The organism is Flavobacterium shii, from assembly GCF_025847235.1.
GTDB lineage: Bacteria > Bacteroidota > Bacteroidia > Flavobacteriales > Flavobacteriaceae > Flavobacterium > Flavobacterium shii.
Window position 1 is genome coordinate 1 of sequence record NZ_JAOZEW010000016.1, and the last position, 17,591, is coordinate 17,591.

Sequence of the window (17,591 nt, forward strand, 5' to 3'; positions counted from 1 at the left end):
CACTATTTTGCGTTTATTTTCTATTCTTTTCTTAATGCTTTGATAACATACCTTTTACGGTTTGTTATTTTTTGTTGTTTTCTAGCTCTTTTGGGTACTTTAGGGCGTTTACCCTGTTTTACCCTCGGTTTTACTGGATTTCTTACGAAGTCGCAAAGGCACAAAGTTGCTTTTACTGTCTTTAATATCGTGTTTCTATTGGATTTTGTCACCCCTAGCCCTGATAGTAGCAAAAATCCTCGTCCTTTTTCCTTTAAAAAGGACAAGATTGTAGCAGATAGCAGGAAATAGCTCCTGAAATTAATCTCCTACCTATATATAACATACAAAAAAAAGCAGCTACTATATTATAGTAGCCGCTTTTACAAACAAAATAAATCTTTATACCTTTAAGGATGACAACTTGCATCCAAATAATTCTTCTTTCCAGACACACATTTAGGTATCTGATCAAACGGATATGGCTTTCCTGTATCAGGATTCTTAATCTCAAGCTTAGTCGTAAATGTATCCCCATCATCATCTACATCTAGGAAATCCGGCACCCCATCCTTATCTGTATCATCTGGATTATCAACTGGCTGATTAGGATATTCAGTTGTATTACGAAAATCTCTCACATAACCATCACCATTAAGATCTTCCTGATAAGAATAAATTCCATCTCCGTCATGATCTAAACGCTGCAATGCATACAACTTAAAACTAAAAACCAAAGGAGAATAACCCGGTATCGTAGCTGTTCCTCCAGCATAATATCCTAATCCCGAAGGCAAAAACATAACACCCGCTCCAAAATCATTATACATTGTAGTTCCATCTCCAGATTGCCCTGCCGCAGTACCAACTTTAAACTCTGGAAACGTTTCCCCCCAACCTTTAATCAATTTATACAAATCCAAGAATGACTGTGGAAACACTACTTTCTCAAATTGATTAGAAGTAACTACCGAAGGATCTGTAGTAGTAGCTGCTTTTCGAAATAAATATTGCCCACTATAAGATGTTAAAACCCCATCAACATTAATAGGCCTTTCACCAACTCCTTCACGCAGTACTAAATAATACAGCTTATAGGTAATACCATGCAAATCCACATCCTTAACTTTTAATGTTGGAAATGTTGGACTATTCAAATAAGACATAATAGACTTCTGAGTAGTAGCATCTGTAATCGCACTAATAGTTACATCTTGATCTTCTGCTTTACCAGGAGCGTCAACAATTGTAATATAATTCACTTTTAAATATTCTTCAATATCAGCAATATCCGTATCATACTGTTCCTTGTAATCCCTTAACGGAACAACTTCTGCCGAATCACTTTTCGAACAAGAAAATAAAGAGAGTGTTGCAATTGTTAAAATAAAATAATATTTAATTTTGTTCATTATTGTTGATTTTTTAGGTGCGCAAGATACAATATTGATTTATTTTTGTAAAGAATTTAACTCCGATTTTAGAAAATTTATGCGAATAGACAAATACTTATGGTGTGTACGCTACTACAAGACCCGAAATATGGTCACTGAAGCTTGCAAAAAAAACCATGTTACTGTGAATGGTCAAGTTGCAAAACCTTCGAAAGAGGTTTTCCCAACAGATAAAATAACATTCAGAAAAGATCAGATTACTCAAATCATAACCGTTCTTGATATCCCTGAGAATCGAGTTGGCGCAAAACTTGTTGATATATACCGAAAAAATGAAACTCCTGCCGAAGCTTACGCACATTTGGAATTACTAAAACTCTCAAAAGAGCATTACCGTAAAAACGGAACTGGAAGACCTACTAAAAAAGACAGAAGAGACATTGACGAATTCGGAAACGACATTACCGACGACGAAAACGAAACCGAATAATTCATCCCAACAAGACCAAACTACTACTTTCACTATAAAAACAATCATAATGAGCAAAAACATCATCTTGACAAATCAAGAAATTGAGCACAAAATAAAAAGAATTGCCTACCAGATATATGAAACCTTTGTCGACGATGAAGAAATTGTAATCGCGGGTATCGCAACTAATGGCTTTATCTTCGCAAAAAAAATTGCTATTGCTCTAGAGGCCATTTCCTCCATTAAAGTATCTCTTTGCGAAGTACAAGTAAACAAATTGAAACCTGAACAACCAATAAACACATCTTTAACCAAAGAACAATACGCCAACAAAGGACTAATACTTGTAGACGACGTATTAAATTCCGGCACTACTTTAATATATGCTGTTCGCCATTTTCTTGACGTTCCGCTTAAAAAATTCAAAACTGCTGTTTTAGTAGATCGCAATCACAAGAAGTACCCTGTAAAAGCAGATTTTAAAGGAATATCCCTTTCAACTTCACTATTAGAACATGTACAGGTTGTTTTTGACGACAACAACGATAATTATGCTTTCTTAAGCTAAAACCTTAAGTATATCTGAGACTGTTTCATCAATAGTCCTACCATCTACAGTTACCTTATGTCGTGCCTGATTGTAATAAAAACTTCTTTCGAATAGATGTGTCGCGATAAACTCTCTCATTTCTTGTTCATTTTTATCAGCAATAAGTGGACGTTTACTTTTATTATGTAGTAAACGTCCATATAATGTATCTATGGAAGCTTTTAAATAAACTGAAGTCACACCCTCTTTATTTAATAATTCATGATTATTAGCATAACAAGGAGTCCCTCCACCTAATCCTATAATAATTTCTTGAGGCGATTGAAGCAATTCCAAGAATGTTTCATGCTCTAATTTTCTAAAATATATCTCTCCTTGTTTATCAAAAATCTCATTTATGGTTAAATTAACCTTATTTTCGATGCATTTATCTAAATCTAAAAATGGAATTTCTGTAATTTTTGACAATTTTTGAGCAATTGTCGACTTGCCGCAACCCATATACCCTAATAACACTATTTTTTTCATACCAATAAAACCTTATATACTAAGACGTTGTAAACTTTTCTCAAAAAAAGACAAATTTATAACAAAAATGCTTGGAAACTTCAATAATAACTCCTTATATTTGCACCCGCATTCAAGGAAAGAATATGACTCGATAGCTCAGTTGGTAGAGCACATCACTTTTAATGATGGGGTCCTGGGTTCGAGCCCCAGTCGGGTCACAAAAATTGTGATTAACAACATACTTTCCTTGATAGCAAGACTCGATAGCTCAGTTGGTAGAGCACATCACTTTTAATGATGGGGTCCTGGGTTCGAGCCCCAGTCGGGTCACAAAAAGGTCGAGTATTTACTTACTTGGCCTTTTTTTTTGGCCACGTGGAGAAACGGTAGACTTGCCATCTTGAGGGGGTGGTGCTCGTAAGGGCGTGTGGGTTCAAATCCCACCGTGGTCACGATAGAATAAAAATAATGACTCGATAGCTCAGTTGGTAGAGCACATCACTTTTAATGATGGGGTCCTGGGTTCGAGCCCCAGTCGGGTCACAAAAAGATCAGGTAATTATTTACTTGACCTTATTTAACCGCGTAGAGAGATGATAGACTAGTCATCTCGAGGAGTAACACTCGTAAAAGCGTGTGGGTTCAAATCCCATTATAGTCACAATAAGAAAAGAACGACTCGATAGCTCAGTTGGTAGAGCACATCACTTTTAATGATGGGGTCCTGGGTTCGAGCCCCAGTCGGGTCACAAAAAGGTCGAGTATTTACTTACTTGACCTTATTTTAACCACGCAGAGAGATGCTAGACTAGCCATCTTGATGAGTAATACTCGTAAAAGCGTGTGGGTTTAAATCCCACTATAGTCACAATAAGAAAATAATGACTCGATAGCTCAGTTGGTAGAGCACATCACTTTTAATGATGGGGTCCTGGGTTCGAGCCCCAGTCGGGTCACGGAAAGGTCAAGTATTAATTTACTTGACCTTTTTTTTGCTACGTGGAGAACAATGGAGTACTTGTAAAAACACAATTAATACAATCATAATATTAACTTCCTCTTCAAACGATAATGAATCCTATATTTACTGTAAATACGATAGGCATTTTTATTATCATAAAATAAACAATCCCAAAATACGTTAACAATCTAAACCTACTAATTTATTTTTATATGAAACAATTATTACTTATTCTGTTATTTGTTGCTACAACCACAAGCTGGAGCCAATCTGGAACTGATTACTTTGATCAGGCATTGCGAAAAGCTGAAAATGGCAATACCAAAGGCGCAATAGCAGATTACACTAAAGCAATTAAGCTAAGAGCTAACTTTGCTGAGGCTTACCAAAACAGAGGTGTTGCTAAACTAAAACTAAACGATACTAAAGGTGCTCTAGCTGACTTTAACAGAACAATCGAATTAGACCCTATGAATGCAGATGCTTTTACCGGAAGAGCTAACGTAAACTACAAATTAAACAATTTTAAAGCCGTGATTGAGGATTGTACTTCGGCGATTGCTATAAACCCCAAAGATTACGTAGCATATAACCTTAGAGGCATATCTTACACTCAAATTCAGGACAAAAAAAGTGCTTGCAAGGATTTTACTAAAGCTGCTGAATTAGGCAGCCAAAGCGCTAATAAAAACAAGGCTACTTTCTGTAAATAAAAACACTTAAAAAAGCACCCAACTTTTCTTTCTTGTAAAGCAAAAGTTGGGTGCTTTTTTGTATTCTAACTTATGCTTACATTTGAGTACATATTCGTCTAATCGATTTGATCTAATCTAAAACTTACTCGATATTATATATGTCAATTCTTAAAAAGATAAATACAGAGGCTCAAACAGACAAGAACTCAGGTTTTGGCCCCAACTCTAATAATTATGGAGGACGCTTTGTAAACAAAAGTGGAACTCCTAATGTTGAAAAAAGAGGCATGCACTTATTACGTCGCATTAGCTGGTACCATACCATGATTGATATGCCTACCTGGAAATTCATGCTTGTTCTATTCTCCTTTTACATTGCTATCAATTTTATTTTTGCTATTCTTTATTTTGCTATTGGTATTGAGCATTTAGATGGAATAGCTGGTTCGCAAAGCGAATGGGAAAAATTTGGACAGGCTTATTTTTTTAGCGCTCAAACTTTTACAACTGTAGGTTACGGCCACATTAGCCCCACAGGTTTCCTGACTAGTTCTCTCTCGGCAGCAGAAGCTTTAATAGGACTATTAAGTTTTGCTATTGCAACTGGTTTATTCTTTGGGAGATTTAGTCGCCCAACTGCTTTTCTTAAATTCTCCCACAATGCATTGATAAGCCCTTATCAAGAAGGCAAGGCTTTAATGATTAGGCTTGTTCCTTTTAAAAACACGAATTTCACCGATGCTGAAGCAAAAATCACTTTAGGGATAACTATTGAAGAAAATGGTGTAATGACTAATAAATTCTATTCATTAGAGCTAGAACTAAACAAAATAAATGCACTTACATTAAGCTGGACTCTTGTACATCCTATAACCGAAAAGAGTCCGCTATATAAATTTACAAAAGAAGACTTTGCTTCTATTCATGGAGAAATACTTGTTTTCATTAAAACCTTTGATGATATGTACAGCAATACTGTTGCCGCAAGAACTTCTTATACCTTTAAAGAGGTTTTATATGGCGCTAAATTTGAACCAATGTACAACCGTAGTAAAGATGCCTCTAAAACTGTATTACATTTAGATAAACTAAACACTCATCAAGCTGTCAATTTTGAATAGAGTAAAATTGATAATTTTCTTATTTCAACTATTTTTCTAGAAATTAAGCTACATTTGTTTATCAAATAGCTATAAATGATAAACAATATAAAAAGTGTTTTTAGTATAAAGGACCTCGAGAATCTTTCTGGTATTAAAGCACACACCATTCGCATTTGGGAAAAGAGATATAATATCTTAGAACCAATGCGCACCGACACCAACATTCGAACGTATGATTTAGCTAGTTTACAAAAACTATTAAACATTACGCTACTTCATGAATATGGTTATAAAATTTCAAAAATAGCAACCTACCCGCAAGAAAAAATCCCACAATTGGTCAGAGAAATCATCTCTGACAAAAACGCAAAAAACCATGCCATTAGTTCTTTCAAAATGGCTATGATGAATTTTGACCAAGAATTATTCTTTAATACCTTCAATTGGCTTACCGCCGAGAAATCTTTTAAGGAAGTTTTTCATCAGGTATTTATCCCGTTATTAAATGAATTGGGTTTGTTATGGCAATCTGATACTATAACTCCAGCTCACGAACATTTTATAAGTTATCTAATTAAACAGAAACTGTACATTAACACAGAGAATCTTCAAGTTCAGAAACCAACGAAAACCGATAAAATTTTCGTTCTTTCCTTACCAATGAATGAAATTCATGAACTTGGATTAATGTACATTCAATACGAGATATTACTACAAGGTTATAAAACAATTTATTTAGGCGAAAGCATGCCGATAGAAAACCTAAAAGAACTCAACAATCATTTTGATAACATTACTTACGTTTCTTATCTCACTATTCAACCTGATCGTAGTATAGTTACTCAATATGTAGCCAATATGAGTTCTGAACTCTTAAATAACTCCAATGAAATATGGCTAATCGGTAAACTAGTTGAATACATTGAAACTGAAAATCTAAATCAAAAAGTATACATTTTTAACTCTATCGAAGAATTAGTGACCCGGATATAATTATTTTGTTTAATTATTTTGTAGTTTTGTTAAACAAATGAAAAAAACAATCTCAATTATAGGTTCTGGTTTTTCGGCTTTATCAGCTTCATGCTATTTGGCCAAGGAAGGCTATGACGTAACTATCTACGAAAAAAATGCAACTATTGGCGGTAGAGCCAGGCAATTAAAAAGCAACGGTTTTACATTCGACATGGGTCCAAGCTGGTATTGGATGCCTGATGTATTCGAAAGTTTCTTTAAGGATTTTAATAAAAAGACTACTGATTACTATGAGTTAATAAAACTTAATCCTGCGTATCGTGTGTATTTTGGGATTAATGAATTCATAACTATCACTGATAATCTGGAAGAAATTGCCAAAACTTTTGAAGCTATCGAAGAAGGTAGCGGAAAAAAACTTATTGATTATATCTCTGAAGCTAAAAGTAATTATGATATTGCCATAAAAAAATTGGTATATCGCCCTGGTGTTTCTGCATTAGAATTAATAACTCTTGAAACTACTCAAAAATTAAATCAGTTTTTTGGAACGGTAAGTAAAGATATTCGCAAGAAATTTAAAAATGAAAGACTGATTCAGATTCTAGAATTTCCGGTTTTATTTCTTGGGGCAAAACCATCCAAAACGCCATCTTTCTATAATTTTATGAATTATGCCGATTTTGGCATGGGAACTTGGCATCCTAAAACTGGAATGTTTGATGTTGTTCGTGGCATCGAAAGTCTGGCGAAAGAACTTGGAGTTACTTTTAAAACCAACTCTAGAATTGATGAAATTATAGTTAAAAATAATATTGCCACCTCATTAATTATAAATGACGAAATTATTACTTCGGATATCGTTTTAAGTGGTGCCGATTATCAACATACGGAAACTTTATTACCCAAAGAACATCGTGTCTACTCGGATGAATATTGGGATAGTCGTGTTTTTGCTCCTTCCTCTCTCCTATTCTACGTTGGGTTCAACAAAAAAATACAATCTATTTCTCATCATGCTTTATTCTTTGATGTAGATTTTGAACAACATGCAATGGATATTTATGATGACCCCAAGTGGCCAGAAGCTCCTTTGTTCTATGCGAACTTCCCATCGGTAACTGATAAAACAACTGCTCCTGAAGGAATGGAAAGTGGTTTCTTTTTGATTCCTCTTGCTCCGGGAATAGAAGATACTGAAGCGCTTCGAGAAGAATATTTTGATAAGATAATTTCTCGTTTTGAAAGTGTTACTCAACAATCGATTAAAAATAATATTATCTTTAAGAAGTCTTTTTGTAAAAATGACTTTATCGAAGATTACAATGCTTATAAAGGGAATGCCTACGGAATGGCAAATACTTTATTACAAACTGCATTTTTAAGACCTAAACTAAAAAGTAAGAAAGTCAAGAATTTATACTTTACTGGGCAATTAACTGTTCCTGGCCCGGGCGTTCCTCCTGCTTTGATATCAGGAAAATTAGTATCTGAATTAATAAACAAATCCTTTTCATTATAAAGAACATGAAACAGTTATATGATAATGTCTCGTTTAAATGTAGTAAGCTTGTAACTCAAAATTACAGCACTTCTTTTTCTTTGGCAGTTTATATGCTTGCTCCAAGTATAAGGGATGCAATTTATAGTATTTATGGTTTTGTACGATTTGCTGATGAAATTGTAGATTCGTTTCATGGTTTTGATAAAAAGTATCTAATTGATGATTTTGAAAAAGAATATTATAAAGCTATAGATGCTGGAATAAGTCTTAATCCTATTTTAAACTCTTTTCAGCAAACTGTAAAACAATATAATATTACTGATGATTTAATTCAGTCGTTTTTAAAAAGCATGAAATCTGATCTTATAAAATCTGACTATCATAATAAGGAAGAAATTGAGGATTATATTTATGGTTCTGCAGATGTTGTGGGGTTAATGTGTCTTAAAGTTTTTGTTGCTGGTAATGACTCAAAATATGAGAAGTTAAAAATGGAAGCGATGCGATTAGGCTCGGCTTTTCAGAAAGTAAATTTTTTGCGAGACTTAAAAGATGATACTTTAATATTGAATAGAAATTACTTTCCTGGTGTTGACTTAAACTCTTTTGATGAAAATACTAAAAACAAAATCATAAAAGAAATCGAAGATGATTTTAAAATAGCCTATCAAGGAATTGTAAAACTTCCTGTGGAAGCTAAGTTTGGTGTTTATACTGCCTACATCTATTATAAAAAACTTTTAAAAAAGCTCGAAAATACTCCATGTCATGAAATCGGTAACGAAAGAATTCGGGTTTCTAATTATTCTAAAGCTGGATTACTAGCCAAATCTTTTGTTTCTTATAAACTAAGAATGGTATAATTTATAAAAAAACACAACAATGATTTTCTTTTTAATTTTTATAGGTACGTTTCTTTTTATGGAATGTGTTACTTGGTGTACTCATAAATTTGTCATGCACGGCTTTATGTGGTATTTCCACTCTGATCATCACCAGCCTAAATACACTAATGTGTTTGAACGAAATGATATTTTCTTTGTGATTTTTGCAATTCCAAGTATTCTTCTTTTCTATTTTGGAACTATCGATGGCATCAATTATTTATTTTTTATCGGGTTGGGGTTAACTTTTTATGGCTTTTGTTACTTTATGGTTCATGATGTATTAATTCATCAACGCTTTAAATGGTTTAAAAATACCAAAAACAAATATCTTATTGGGTTAAGAAAAGCACATAAAGTGCATCATAAACATTTAGGTAAGCAACACGGTGAATGTTTCGGAATGTTGTTTGTTCCTTTTAAGTACTACAAATTTTAATAGATGCTATGAAAGTATATAAAAAAGAATCTGTTCAGCACATTAATGCAAGTCTGGAAGAATGTTGGGCTTTTTTTTCTAATCCTAATAACCTGCAAGTAATTACTCCTAAAAACATGGGGTTTAAGGTTACTGATTATGATAATAAATTGGTTTATGCTGGACAAATCATTCAATATAAAATAGCTCCGCTTTTAGGAATCAAGCTAAACTGGATGACTGAAATTACTGTAGTAAAAGATAATAGCTATTTTGTAGATGAGCAACGCTTTGGTCCTTATACATTATGGCATCACAAACATTTTTTTGAAGCTACTGCAAATGGAACTCAAATGACCGATATTGTACATTATGCTCTTCCGTTTGGTTTTATCGGACGTATTGTAAATGCTCTTATTGTAAAGAACGAACTGAAAACAATTTTTGAATTCCGTTATAAAAAGGTCGAAGAAATTTTTAATACTAAATAATGAGCAAACAAAAAGTTAGTCTATTTTGGTTCCGACGTGATTTGCGTTTGGATGATAATCGTGGATTGTTTCATGCGCTTGAATCTGATTTTCCAGTTATTCCCTTATTCATTTTTGATGAGGCAATTTTGGATAGTTTGCCTAAAGATGATTCTAGGGTTAGTTTTATATACGATTCTCTAGAAAAAATTAATATTGAATTGAAGTCTATAGGAAGTTCGCTTTTGATAAAAAAAGGACAAACTACTGAAATTTGGAAATCTCTTATAGAAGAATTCGATATTCAAGAAGTTTTTTTCAATAAAGATTATGAGCCTTTTGCTATAAAAAGAGATTCTTATGTCTCTGATTTATTAAAACAAAATAACATTTCGGCACTTTCTTATAAAGACCATGTGCTATTTGAAGAGAAGGAAATCACAAAATCTGATGGTTTACCTTATACCATATACACTCCTTATAAAAACAAATGGCTAGAAAAATATAAAATTTTAGGTCAAGCCAAAGAATATAATACTGCTGGTCTTTTTTCTAATTTTTATAAAAGTCAATTTGAGTTCCCAACAATAAACCAAATTGAGTTTGAAAAAAGTTCTATTAAAGTACAACCGCATAATTTAAAAAGTATTTCGAATTATCAAGAAACAAGAGATTTCCCTGCATTAGACTCGACTTCTTATCTTTCGCCTCATTTACGTTTTGGTACTGTTAGTATTCGAAAATTAGTAAATTGGGCTGCACATACAAATCAGGTTTTCCTGAGTGAATTAATCTGGAGGGAATTTTTTATCCAAATTTTATTTAGTTTCCCAAATGTTGTTAATCATAATTTTAAATCGGCTTACGATGGTATTCAATGGTTAAATAACGAAAAAGATTTCCAACGTTGGTGTTCTGGAACTACTGGTTATCCTATGGTTGATGCTGGAATGCGCCAACTTAATGAAACTGGATATATGCATAATCGGGTTCGAATGGTTGTTGCTAGTTTTTTATGTAAGCATTTATTAATTAGCTGGCAATGGGGCGAAGCTTACTTTGCTGAGAAATTACTTGATTACGAGTTGGCCTCGAATGTTGGTAATTGGCAATGGGCTGCAGGAACTGGTTGTGATGCTGCTCCTTATTTTAGAGTTTTTAATCCCGAAATTCAGCTTAAGAAGTTTGATGAAAAGGGTATTTATATCCGAAAATGGATTCCTGAATTTGATTTGGGTTACAATGAACCTATGATTGAACATGCTTTTGCTAGAGATCGCGCTATTGCAACTTACAAAAAAGGAATTTTGAGATAGTTTTTTTTGAGTTAATCTCTAAATTTTAAAGCCTCTGCCTGAGTTTGAACTCTGACAGAGGCTTTATTTTTATCATTTCTAGCCCAGATAGGAACGGCATCCTCTTGTGGTGGTGTTCACCATAAGAGATATAGTGGAGAGCTGGATTAAGCTCCTAATATTTCTGATAATTATTTACTACAATCTTTGCTTTTAAATCGAACATTAAATTATATAACCCGAAGAATGTTCTGTTCATATATATAAAATGTTTTGAACCGCGATTTCCGTTCATCTTTTTTAGGTTTGTGTCTTTTGAAAAACGTTCGCCCAACTTGGCTATATTATCAAAAAACTCTTCATCGGAAAAATCAAATGTATCTGACTGGAATGGTTTTGTGAATAATGATAATAAATCATGGAACATTCCTGTAAAATATTCTATTTCTTCTTTGGTATCATCTGTTCTTAGAATTTCTAATTCAAAGAGTTTTTGATTAAAAAGTTCTTTATCTGTAATAACTTCTTTGTTGATTAACTCAAAATAAGGAACGTAAAAGTCATTTGGAATTTGTTTCATGCATCCAAAATCTAAAGCTACTAACTGGTTTTTATCGTTTACCAAGAAATTTCCAGGATGCGGATCGGCATGAACTTTACGTAATATATGAATTTGGTACATATAAAAATCCCAAAGTGCCTGACCTATAAGATTAGATTCTTCCTGATTTGGTTTCTTGGCTGTATATTCTGAAAGATGAATTCCAGTCATCCAATCCATTGTAATAATTTTCTCTGAAGAATACTCTGGATAATAATTAGGAAAAACTAGGTTTTCTATCTTTTTACAGGCTTCGACTACTTCTTGACTTTGCTGTAATTCTAATAAATAATTGGTTTCTTCTATTAATTTATCTTCTACTTCTTTAAAATATTTATCTGAATCTTTTCCTTGCAGATTAAACATTCTTATTGCCATGGGTTTTACCAATGCCAAGTCTGACGAAATACTATTGGCAACTCCCGGATACTGAATTTTTACGGCAAGTTTTTTTCCGTCTTTTACAGCTAGATGTACCTGACCGATACTTGCTGCGTTTACAGAATTGGGATTAAACTCATCAAAAATTTCGTAAGGTGTTTTACCAAAATTTGTTTTAAATGTTTTTAATACTAATGGTGCAGATAGTGGCGGAACTGAAAATTGGGATAAAGAAAATTTTTCGACATAGGCTTGTGGCAAGAAATTCTTATCCATGCTTAACATTTGTGCTACTTTAAGCGCACTTCCTTTTAAACTTTTTAGTCCGTCGTAAATATCTTCGGCATTATTCTCGTTTAGTTTGTCTCGGGTTACATCTGGGTTTACAATTTTTTCTCCGTAATATTTTAAATAATTTACTCCAATTTTTGCTCCAGTTTGAACAAGTTTGCTCGCTCTTTCTATTTTGGAAGTTGGGATATAGTCGATGGTTTTCATTGTCTGCTGTATATTTTTTCTTTAAAAAGGAATTTACCAAAATCAAGCAAATGATTCATAGGTGCTACATTCATCAACTCAAAAGATACATTTACAGATTTTTCGATAAAAATGTCTGTTTTCTCAAAAGCTGGAGACGCATCGTCTATCCAAAATTTAAGTGTAAGCAATAATTGCATCCATGCTGTTTCCTGAATTGCTTTTTCCTGAAAGTTTTGAAGTTTTTCTTGTTGAATTCGATGGTCATCGGTTAGGATTAAACTAATATATTTTTTAAAACTATCTCGAAGTGTGGTTAGTTTTACTAAGTTTTTTATTGGGTTGGAATCATGTTTCAAAGCCTGAACTACATAACTACGGTTTGCAGTTAATAATTCAAAAAATGTAAAGTAAAATCCAAGCATTTTATTTTTCATATCATACTCTTGGTATTCTGAATTTTTATCTAATAGTTCGAGTGTGTTTTCGAAAAACAGATTAAATATTTCTTTTTCTAGTCCTTCAAATGTTCCGAAAAAAGTATAAAACTCGGCCTCTTCAAAATCATTTGCTTTGGCAAAATGAAAAACCGATTTGGGATTTTGTCCATGTTCTAAAACGTAATCCATATACAGAGAAACAATTTTATCTTTTGTCATTATTTCTTTTTTAGTTTCCATACTATTTACTTTTTTAATTGACTATAAAGGTAAGCAACGTTTAACTATATTTACGTAATGCTAAACAATACAAGGTGTTAAATATATTGTAAACTATCATGACTAAAAACATTTTACTAACTGGTGGCTCGGGATTTATAGGTACAAAGCTTTCTGCTTTATTGATTGCTAATGGGTATTCGGTTTCTATATTAACTCGCAGTGAAAGAAAAGCTACCAACGATATTACTTATTATAAATGGAGTTTAGAAAATAATTATATTGATGAAGTTTCGGTTTTAAAAGCGGATTATATTATACATCTTGCTGGTGAGAATATCGCTGAGAAAAAATGGTCTGATAAACGAAAAAAAGAAATTATAGATAGTAGGGAAAAACCTATTGAACTCATTTATGCTGTCTTAAAAAAGAACAATAAAACTTTGGATGCCTTTATATCGGCATCGGCAGTTGGGATTTATGGCGCATTTACTAGTGAAACTATTTGTACGGAAGAAACTCCCGCTGCAAATGATTTTCTAGGAGAAACTTGCCAGAAATGGGAAGCTGCTACAAATTGTATAGAATCATTAGGCATTAGAACGGTTAAGATAAGAACTGGATTGGTTCTTGGTAAAAATGAAGGCTTCCTAAAAAAACTGGCTCCAATTTTTAAATATGGTTTTGGTTCTATTATAGGTATAGGAAAACAATACATGCCTTGGATTCATATTGATGATTTATGCACCATTTATTTACAGGCAATCATCAATCCTAATATAAAAGGAGCTTACAATGCCGCAGTAAGTGATGATACGACCAATGCTATTTTCTCTAAGGCTTTGGCAAATGTATATGGTTATTCTATCTGGTTACCAAGAGTTCCTTCTTTTGTTATTAAATTAATAATGGGAGAAATGAGTAAAATTGTATTAACTGGGCAAAGGGTTTCTTCACAAAAAATAGAAAATGCCGGTTTTAAATTTGAATATCCAAATCTAGAACCAGCACTTATAAATTGTTTGAAGTAATTTTTTATCGCATTACTACTCCTGATAAACTTGTATTTACAGTTTTTGATATTTTACTTTCTATCATCGAAGGTATTTTAATATTGAAATCATCTGTATTAAGAGGAAAAACAGAAGTAATTTCTATGCCCTGAGGTACTTTTCTAAGTATTGCATTTACTATTATTACTTTTGTCTTACCGTGAATCTGAAGTTTACCTGTAATAGTATATTCTTTTGGTGTTTCGCTAATATCTTTCAGATCAAATTTACCTATTTTACCTTTAAAGACAGCTCTGGGATATCGATTACTTTCGATATAATTTTCATTAAAATGTGTTTCCATTAAATCCATTTTAAACCGAAAATCTTTCATTACAGCCACGCAAACAAAACTACTCGTTCCTGGCTCAATAACCACAATTACCGATTTATTGACTGCGTTAACTTCTTCAAAAAGAGGAACTGAAGCTTCAAAATTAAGAACACCAATTGCAGTTCTTAATTTATCCTGCGCAATAATAAAATTAGCAGTAAGTAATAAGATTAAAAAAGTACTTTTTTTCATAATCGTTAGCAATTAGAATTAAAGTTGTCGGGTGCTAATTTTCGAAAAAGTCTATCGCTAAAGGATAATCTACAATAGACCAAAATCAAAAATGATACAGTTCAAGAAAAAAAATTAAGATATTAATAATACCAAAATCCTCTCTCTTAAAGTTACGAATTTTAATTCATCTTGGTTCTTAAAACCATGCTAAAAATTACAAGAAAACTACTTTAACTTAATTCCAATAAAACATTGTATTTGCTTAACGTCGCCAATGTTTCGATAGAGCTATAATTAGACTCTACAGCGTGGTTTTCGACCTCTTTTTTTACCTCGATTTGTTTCAGGCATTTACAAAAACGCCTCACTTCTTCGAGATTTGATAAAATAAGTCCTGGAACAAGAACACTCTTTCCTTCTTTATCTTTGGCAACCATTGTAAAATAAGAGGAATTACAATGTTTTATAGCGCCTGTTTGAATATTTTCGGCCTCAACACGAATACCTACAATCATCGAGCTTTTACCTACATAGTTAACCGAGGCTTTCATCGTTACCAATTCTCCAACTTCAATAGGTTTTAAAAAATTTACTGTATCTACTGAAGCCGTAACACAATAATTACCCGAAAATTTAGAAGCGCAAGCAAAAGCTATTTGGTCTAACAATGATAATATATATCCTCCATGTATTTTACCACTAAAATTGGTATGCGAAGGAAGCATTAATTCTGATATGCTTATTCTTGAACAGGCTACTGTCTTAAAGTTTGAATTTGAATTCATATTCTATTATTAATTATTTTACATTAAATGGGGAATCTTCCTTTTCTACAGCTTTTACAAAGAAACGCGTTTCTCCCCACCAAGGAAATGTTTTATATTTTTCGACATACTCCAGTTTTACATAACCTCCTTGAAGTACTTTTAAATCTTCGATAACTTTTTTATCACTATCCAAAACGGAGAAAGAGAATATTTGGGCTCCCGAAATTCCTTGACTTAGTTCTCCTTCCCAAGTTTTCATCATAACTCCTTTATGACTCAGCCTTATTAATTCGCCCGAACGGATTCCTGTACTATAAGGTACATAATAAATAAAACTAAAATACCCAATTAAAGCAAGGGCTACAATACCAATGATAATTCCCAGAATTCGTTTCATCCTATAGTAATTTAATAAATTAATTTTCGCTATTATTCGCTCTTGTCAAGATATTCTCAGGAAGTGACTTCTTTGCCTTTGCTCCCATTTTTTTTAACTTCTCAACACTTGTAATTAAATTTCCTCGACCTTCGACTAATTTGCTCATGGCATTCTCATACTCGGTTTTAGAATCATTTATTTTATTTCCTATTTTAATTAAATCAGCGATAAAACCTTCAAACTTATCGTATAATGCTCCTGCTTGTCTAGCAATCTCAAAAGCATTTTCTTGTTGCTTCTGGTTTGCCCACATACTATCTATAGTTCGCAAAGTTGCCAATAATGTTGTAGGAGTAACAATAACAATGTTTTTTTCGAAGGCTCTATTATATAAGGTAGCATCTTCATTAAGCGCTATTGCAAAAGCGGGCTCTATGGGAATAAAAAGCAAAACAAAATCTGGGCTTTCTATTTGGTATAAATCATGGTAATTTTTATTTCCTAATTGCTCAACGTGACGTTTTATAGAATGTACATGCTCTTTTAAGTAATCTGCTTTTAAAATATCATTTTCTTCATTAATCCATTTTTCATAAGCAGTTAAAGAAACTTTGGAATCTACAATCATTTTTTTACCATCCGGCAAATGAATCACAACATCGGGAAGTACGCGAAGACCAATCTCATTGGTAAAACTTTGTTGTACTTCATATTCTCTTCCTTTTTCTAAGCCGGATTTTTCAAGAACACGTTCTAAGACTAATTCACCCCAATTTCCCTGCATTTTACTATCTCCTTTTAAGGCCTTCGTTAAGTTGAGTGTTTCTTTACTCATTTGAGCATTCATCTCACTTAATCCCAATATTTGCTGACGCAAAGCTGCATGATAATCGATACTTTCTTTATGTGTGTCTTCGACTTTCTTTTCAAAACCAATGATTTTATCTTGTAAAGGCAACAAGATGTTTTTCATGTTTTCATTATTCTGGGCAGTAAATTTTGTCGATTTTTCTTCTAGTATTTTATTCGCAAGATTTTCAAATTCTTTGGTGAATTTTTCCTGAAGTTGTTCTACTTCATTTTTTTGTTCTTTATGGCGTTCCCATAAATTTTCGAAATCAACTTCTTTTTTAGAAAGCTGAATCGCTAAGCTATCTTTTTCGGTACGGATAGTTTCTTTATCGGCATTTGTTGCCTGAAATTGTTTCTCGAAATTGTTTTTTTCTGATAGGAAATGCTCTTTTTGTTGCTGAAACTGATTTGTTAAAGCGATCAACCTTTCGTTTAAGCTCACTTTTTCTGATTGATATCGTGCAGAAAAAATGAGTTTTCCTATGAAAATTCCAATGATTAAAGCAATAATAAAGACCGATAAAAAAGGAAGTAGGTTCTGCATAAAAAGACTTTTAAAAAAAGTAAAAGTACGCAATAATACGTATTTCTAAAGAAGTGGAAATGTTATTTTGAGTTTAAAAACTTATCCATTACTGCTATTTATTTTAAAAATTCATCCATAAAAAAAAAAATCTAAAAAAAAATCAATACCAACGCAACCAT

20 protein-coding genes and 6 tRNA genes are annotated in these 17,591 nt (G+C 32.7%); 18 read left to right on the forward strand and 8 right to left on the reverse strand.

All coding sequences use genetic code 11. From position 1 onward, the window contains the following. Positions 1-291: hypothetical protein (locus OIU83_RS14830; protein WP_264207050.1), on the forward strand; the 291-nt coding region annotated here is incomplete at its 5' end. A gap of 98 nt (positions 292-389) precedes the next feature. Here the strand turns inward: OIU83_RS14830 and OIU83_RS14835 are convergent. Then, entirely contained in the window at positions 390-1,391 is a 1,002-nt protein-coding gene (locus tag OIU83_RS14835) for an FKBP-type peptidyl-prolyl cis-trans isomerase (protein WP_264207051.1), read from the reverse strand. A 79-nt stretch (positions 1,392-1,470) separates the two neighbouring features. Between OIU83_RS14835 and OIU83_RS14840 the strand changes: the two genes are divergently transcribed. Together OIU83_RS14840 and OIU83_RS14845 are read left to right on the forward strand one after the other, a co-directional pair. Further along, the gene (locus tag OIU83_RS14840) at positions 1,471-1,863 is read left to right on the forward strand and encodes an RNA-binding S4 domain-containing protein (RefSeq protein ID WP_264207052.1); all 393 of its coding nucleotides are present in this window, start codon (positions 1,471-1,473) and stop codon (positions 1,861-1,863) included. Between the two features lie 49 nt (positions 1,864-1,912). Beyond that, entirely contained in the window at positions 1,913-2,413 is a 501-nt protein-coding gene (locus OIU83_RS14845; protein ID WP_264207053.1) for a phosphoribosyltransferase family protein, read from the forward strand. On the opposite strand, the gene OIU83_RS14850 is transcribed toward OIU83_RS14845, so the two are convergent. Continuing rightward, positions 2,405-2,923 (reverse strand): shikimate kinase, encoded by a 519-nt coding sequence (locus tag OIU83_RS14850; RefSeq protein WP_264207054.1) that lies wholly within the window; start codon positions 2,921-2,923, stop codon positions 2,405-2,407. The genes OIU83_RS14845 and OIU83_RS14850 overlap by 9 nt on opposite strands. Before the next feature lie 127 nt (positions 2,924-3,050). Here OIU83_RS14850 and OIU83_RS14855 point away from each other — a divergent pair. The 14 genes from OIU83_RS14855 (at position 3,051) to OIU83_RS14920 (ending at position 11,231) form a co-directional block, all read left to right on the forward strand. Then, positions 3,051-3,123, forward strand: a tRNA-Lys gene (locus OIU83_RS14855). Positions 3,124-3,162: 39 nt separating this feature from the next. Continuing rightward, a tRNA-Lys gene (locus tag OIU83_RS14860) sits at positions 3,163-3,235 on the forward strand. Between the two features lie 39 nt (positions 3,236-3,274). After that, positions 3,275-3,357, forward strand: a tRNA-Leu gene (locus OIU83_RS14865). 18 nt (positions 3,358-3,375) lie between these two features. Beyond that, positions 3,376-3,448: transfer RNA gene (locus tag OIU83_RS14870), tRNA-Lys, on the forward strand. Between the two features lie 133 nt (positions 3,449-3,581). Continuing rightward, positions 3,582-3,654 (forward strand) — tRNA-Lys (locus OIU83_RS14875). A gap of 134 nt (positions 3,655-3,788) precedes the next feature. Next, a tRNA-Lys gene (locus tag OIU83_RS14880) sits at positions 3,789-3,861 on the forward strand. A 217-nt stretch (positions 3,862-4,078) separates the two neighbouring features. After that, entirely contained in the window at positions 4,079-4,579 is a 501-nt protein-coding gene (locus OIU83_RS14885; protein WP_264207055.1) for a tetratricopeptide repeat protein, read from the forward strand. A gap of 140 nt (positions 4,580-4,719) precedes the next feature. Continuing rightward, positions 4,720-5,682 carry an ion channel gene (locus OIU83_RS14890; protein ID WP_264207056.1) on the forward strand — a complete coding sequence of 321 codons (963 nt, stop codon included), beginning with the start codon at positions 4,720-4,722 and terminating at the stop codon, positions 5,680-5,682. A 75-nt stretch (positions 5,683-5,757) separates the two neighbouring features. Further along, positions 5,758-6,657 (forward strand): MerR family transcriptional regulator, encoded by a 900-nt coding sequence (locus OIU83_RS14895; RefSeq protein WP_264207057.1) that lies wholly within the window; start codon positions 5,758-5,760, stop codon positions 6,655-6,657. A 37-nt stretch (positions 6,658-6,694) separates the two neighbouring features. Continuing rightward, positions 6,695-8,161 (forward strand): phytoene desaturase family protein, encoded by a 1,467-nt coding sequence (locus OIU83_RS14900; protein ID WP_264207058.1) that lies wholly within the window; start codon positions 6,695-6,697, stop codon positions 8,159-8,161. Between the two features lie 5 nt (positions 8,162-8,166). Further along, a complete protein-coding gene (locus tag OIU83_RS14905; RefSeq protein ID WP_264207059.1) occupies positions 8,167-9,006 on the forward strand; it encodes a phytoene/squalene synthase family protein in 840 nt (279 codons plus the stop codon). Positions 9,007-9,025: 19 nt separating this feature from the next. Next, positions 9,026-9,466: a sterol desaturase family protein gene (locus OIU83_RS14910; protein ID WP_264207060.1), complete on the forward strand. Its 441-nt coding sequence runs from the start codon at positions 9,026-9,028 to the stop codon at positions 9,464-9,466. A gap of 8 nt (positions 9,467-9,474) precedes the next feature. After that, positions 9,475-9,936, forward strand: a complete 462-nt coding sequence (locus OIU83_RS14915) for an SRPBCC family protein (protein WP_264207061.1) — start codon at positions 9,475-9,477, stop codon at positions 9,934-9,936. Then, complete coding sequence (locus tag OIU83_RS14920) at positions 9,936-11,231, forward strand: cryptochrome/photolyase family protein (protein ID WP_264207062.1); 1,296 nt, start codon at positions 9,936-9,938, stop codon at positions 11,229-11,231. Before OIU83_RS14915 ends, OIU83_RS14920 begins: the two co-directional genes overlap by 1 nt. A 154-nt stretch (positions 11,232-11,385) precedes the next feature. Here OIU83_RS14920 and OIU83_RS14925 read toward each other — a convergent pair whose 3' ends face one another. Further along, positions 11,386-12,690, reverse strand: a complete 1,305-nt coding sequence (locus tag OIU83_RS14925; RefSeq protein ID WP_264207063.1) for an ABC1 kinase family protein — start codon at positions 12,688-12,690, stop codon at positions 11,386-11,388. After that, complete coding sequence (locus tag OIU83_RS14930) at positions 12,687-13,349, reverse strand: TetR family transcriptional regulator C-terminal domain-containing protein (protein ID WP_264207064.1); 663 nt, start codon at positions 13,347-13,349, stop codon at positions 12,687-12,689. Before OIU83_RS14930 ends, OIU83_RS14925 begins: the two co-directional genes overlap by 4 nt. Positions 13,350-13,447: 98 nt before the next feature. Between OIU83_RS14930 and OIU83_RS14935 the strand changes: the two genes are divergently transcribed. Next, entirely contained in the window at positions 13,448-14,359 is a 912-nt protein-coding gene (locus tag OIU83_RS14935) for a TIGR01777 family oxidoreductase (protein WP_264207065.1), read from the forward strand. A 4-nt stretch (positions 14,360-14,363) separates the two neighbouring features. On the opposite strand, the gene OIU83_RS14940 is transcribed toward OIU83_RS14935, so the two are convergent. The 4 genes from OIU83_RS14940 to OIU83_RS14955 form a co-directional block, all read right to left on the reverse strand. Then, complete coding sequence (locus tag OIU83_RS14940) at positions 14,364-14,906, reverse strand: YceI family protein (protein ID WP_264207066.1); 543 nt, start codon at positions 14,904-14,906, stop codon at positions 14,364-14,366. 212 nt (positions 14,907-15,118) lie between these two features. Continuing rightward, positions 15,119-15,673 carry an acyl-CoA thioesterase gene (locus OIU83_RS14945; RefSeq protein WP_264207067.1) on the reverse strand — a complete coding sequence of 185 codons (555 nt, stop codon included), beginning with the start codon at positions 15,671-15,673 and terminating at the stop codon, positions 15,119-15,121. A gap of 13 nt (positions 15,674-15,686) precedes the next feature. Next, a complete protein-coding gene (locus OIU83_RS14950) occupies positions 15,687-16,052 on the reverse strand; it encodes a 6-phosphogluconate dehydrogenase (RefSeq protein WP_264207068.1) in 366 nt (121 codons plus the stop codon). A gap of 19 nt (positions 16,053-16,071) precedes the next feature. Beyond that, positions 16,072-17,430 carry a DNA recombination protein RmuC gene (locus OIU83_RS14955; RefSeq protein WP_264207069.1) on the reverse strand — a complete coding sequence of 453 codons (1,359 nt, stop codon included), beginning with the start codon at positions 17,428-17,430 and terminating at the stop codon, positions 16,072-16,074. Positions 17,431-17,591: the final 161 nt, after the last annotated feature.